Source organism: Kitasatospora sp. NPDC101155, from assembly GCF_044768305.1.
Lineage (GTDB): Bacteria > Actinomycetota > Actinomycetes > Streptomycetales > Streptomycetaceae > Kitasatospora.
Genome location: NZ_JBIWPN010000142.1, coordinates 1 through 3,277 on the forward strand (window position 1 = coordinate 1; position 3,277 = coordinate 3,277).

The 3,277-nt window shown below is 72.7% G+C and carries 4 protein-coding genes; 3 read left to right on the forward strand and 1 reads right to left on the reverse strand.

The window, feature by feature from the left end:
• The first annotated feature begins 902 nt into the window (after nt 1-902).
• Nucleotides 903-1,121: a hypothetical protein gene (locus ACIRYZ_RS46395; protein ID WP_402955780.1), complete on the forward strand. Its 219-nt coding sequence runs from the start codon at nt 903-905 to the stop codon at nt 1,119-1,121.
• 130 nt (nt 1,122-1,251) lie between these two features.
• Here ACIRYZ_RS46395 and ACIRYZ_RS46400 read toward each other — a convergent pair whose 3' ends face one another.
• Nucleotides 1,252-1,752 (reverse strand): hypothetical protein, encoded by a 501-nt coding sequence (locus tag ACIRYZ_RS46400; protein WP_402955771.1) that lies wholly within the window; start codon nt 1,750-1,752, stop codon nt 1,252-1,254.
• A 111-nt stretch (nt 1,753-1,863) separates the two neighbouring features.
• Between ACIRYZ_RS46400 and ACIRYZ_RS46405 the strand changes: the two genes are divergently transcribed.
• Together ACIRYZ_RS46405 and ACIRYZ_RS46410 are read left to right on the forward strand one after the other, a co-directional pair.
• On the forward strand, nt 1,864-2,124 hold the full coding sequence (locus tag ACIRYZ_RS46405; protein WP_402955774.1) for a helix-turn-helix domain-containing protein: 261 nt from the start codon (nt 1,864-1,866) through the stop codon (nt 2,122-2,124).
• Nucleotides 2,121-3,277, forward strand: a 1,157-nt coding sequence (locus tag ACIRYZ_RS46410; RefSeq protein ID WP_402955777.1) for a sensor histidine kinase, incomplete at its 3' end; no start/stop codon positions are given. The genes ACIRYZ_RS46405 and ACIRYZ_RS46410, both read left to right, overlap by 4 nt.

Here is a 3,277-nt window from a genome sequence, read left to right on the forward strand (position 1 = left end):
GCACGACGGCGCAGCTCAGGCGGGTAGGAGGAAGGGCGTGCCATGACTCGAATCCTTTCACGAAATCGAGTCCCCACCGAACCCGGGGCGGTTCACATGTTCAGGTATACGGCAGTCTGCTTCATATTCATGAACTGCTCGGACACAGGCTCCTCCTGCATAGCCAGACCAAAGTTCGCTGAGCCTGAATATCGGTGGAGCAGGGTGGTTTGGTCGCACCGCCGTAGCGTGATACGCGATGCCGCGCTCGCTCCGCTCGCCGAGCGCGCCCGGACGACGTCCAGGTCCCGGGCCGCGTCGCGGGTGCCCTCCCACGACGGAGTCCAGTACCAGTAGGGTGCCGCCTGCCTCTCCGCGACGCTGGCCGGCGCCGCCTTCGCCCTCCTGGGCTCGCTCGTCATGAGCGGTGCGATCCCGCTCGCCGCCGCCGGCACCGCCGTCGTGGCCATCCGCACCGGCTCGGCTGGCATCGGCGGCCTCGTCTCCGAGATCAACCGGCTCTACGAGGAAAGCCTGTTCGTCCGCGACCTCGACCAACTGCGCCGCGAGGTCCACCGCCGGGCCATCCCCACCGGAGGCACCCCGCTGCCCGAGCGACCCGCGACGATCACCGTCGAAGACGCGGATCCAGCGGCCTCAGGCTGTCCATCGCCGCCTGGGTGGCCCCCGCGCAATGCGGTTGGCCCACCGTCACTCCCAGTACCCATGGCGGGACCCGCTTCCTCCTGCGCGTCCCCGCCCAGAAGCGCTCCTGACGTCACGACCGAAGGCGCCTCATCAATTCCTCAGGTTCCCCGGGGCAAGCTTCCCGAGGTCCCCGAACAGCAGACAGCGAACACGGACCGTGTACTGCCGGTTCTTCGGGACGGGGCTGGAGGTGCGCGGCGCAAGGAATCGGTTTCATGACCCGGATGCGGGAACACTCGGTCGGCGACGTCGTTGCCGAGCGGTTCGAACTCCTGGCGCGGCTGGGCGCCGGCGGCATGGGCACGGTGTGGCGGGCCCGCGACCTGCTCCTCGAACGCGAGGTCGCGCTCAAGGAGATGCGCTCCCCCGCCGCCGAGGATCCGGGTCGGTTGCTCCAAGGTCGGGAGGGCCCGGTCCCCGCTAGGGGAAGGTGAACGTGCAGCTCTCGGCCTTGAGCCAGGGCAGGAGCTGCTCTGTCCCGGGCCTTCAGCACGGAACAGCAGCATCGCGCAGGCAACATGGGGATTTCCTGAGGACGGTGTCCTTCGAACAGGCCGGTCCGGTTCAGGAGTTGCGGGCGGTGGGGGACGCGGCGCGATCGTCGGGGCGGCGGCACGTCGCGGGGTCCGGGGCGGGGGCGGCCTCGCAGAGGTAGCTCCGGTCGGCGCTGTTGTTGCTGAGGTACCGGCCGGAGCACTGGTCGGGACCGTATTTGGCGCAGTAGGCAAGTGCCTCGTAACCGCTCGCGAAGTCGCCGGGAGCACGCACGCTCCAGTACCCCGAGGGCAGCGACGCCCAGTTGTCGCTGTCGACGAGGGTGGCGCCGGGCGCCTGCTGCTGGAGGGCGGCGAGTTCCTGGTCCCGCTCGTCGGAGTCGGTCGTGTGCGGGATCTCGGCCAGTTGGACGATCCAGTCGCCGGAGCCGGAGCCGGAGCCGGAGCCGGAGCCGGGGCTCGCAGGTCCGGTGCCGGGGGAAGGGGTGGTACCAGCGGGGCCGTGCCCCAGGCTCGGCAGGGCGAACGCGGCAGTCGCGGCGACGGCGGCGCCCGCGACGCCGGCGAGCACGATGGGCAGGCGGCGTCCACGACGGGGCGCGGGTTCAGAGGCTGTGAGCGGATGTTCGGCGGCGGGGTCCTGCGCTGAGCGGACCTGGAGATCGACACTGCACGAAGGACCGTGCACCGCGACGGCGTCCTGCTCTCCCTGACCGTCAAGGAGTTCGCCGTCCTGGAGACACTCGCCGCCCGGCCCGGCGAGGCCGTGCGCCGCACCGAGCTCGTCGAGCGCTGCTGGGACGAACTGACCGAGCCCAACTCGAACGTGGTCGAGGTCCTGGTCTCCCAGCTGCGCCGCAAGCTCGGCGACCCGCAACTGATCCACACCGTGCGCGGCGTCGGTTACCGGCTGGAGGCGCAGAACCGGGAGCCGCAGGGGTGAGACCGCCGACGCCGGCCGGCCGGCTCGCCCGGCTGCGCCGCCGCACCGCCCTCCTGTTCGCCCTGGTCAGCGCGATCGGCCTGATCGGCATGACCGTCCTCGCCGTCCAGGCGGACGACGCGTCCTGGCGGTCGCAGACCGACACCGACCTGGCCCTGTGGGGCAACGAGGCGGTGCTCGGCCTCGGCAACGACGACCAGGGCGCGCTCCAGTACCCCGACCCCAAGGAAGGGGCGTACGACTGCCCGCCGATGACCCTGCTCACCGGCGGCTGGGACCAGCTGACCATCACGGCCGCACCGCACCGGCCCTGCCTGACCGTGCCGGACGCCGCCGTACGGGCAGTCGCCGCCGAGGCCGGCCGGTCCGGACAGCCCACCCACGCCACCGCCCACGCGTCCAACGGCCACCCGCTGCGGCTGTACGCCCTGCCGTTCTTCGGGCCGGCCCCGCAGAGCCCGGACGGCGTCCTGGTCACCGCCTCCGACGTCTCCGGCAACGTCGACGGCCACCGCCGGTTCACCCTGCTGCTCTCCGGCGTGTGCGCGGCACTCATCGCCGCCTCCGCCGTGGCCGGCCGCTGGCTCGCCGGGCGGGCCGTCCGCCCCGCGCTGACCGCGATCGAGCAGCAGGAGGCCTTCTTCGCCGACGCCGCCCACGACCTGCGCACCCCCGTCGCCTCCCTGCGGCTGCTCGCCGAGACCGGGCTGCGCGGAGAGGCGGACCGCGACGAAGTGCTCCGGCGCACGCTGCGCCAGTCCGACCGGATGGGCGAGCTGGTCGACGACCTGCTCACCCGCGCCCGCCTGGCGGCCGGCGCCGTCCCGCTCGACGTGGAACCGCTGCGCCTCGACCAGCTCGTCGAAACGGTCGTGGCCGACACCCCGGCCGACGGACACCGGGTGACCGTGGCGGCCACCCCCGTGGTCGTCCTCGCCGACGGCGGGCTGGCGCGCCGGGCCGTCGCCAACCTGCTGGGCAACGCCCTTGCCCACGGCCACGCCCTGGGCGAACCGGCCGACGTCCAGCTCACCGTGACGGCGGACGGCAGCGTCGCCGTCGACGACGCCGGACCCGGCATCCCGCCCGAACGGGCACGCTCCCTGTTCGAGCGCTTCCACAGCGGCGCCGGCTCGACCGGCCTCGGCCTGTC

Coding starts and splice junctions, on each gene's coding strand:
- ACIRYZ_RS46395 (WP_402955780.1), top strand. CDS start 903: ATGACCCGGATGCGGGAACACTCGGTCGGCGACGTCGTTGCCGAGCGG.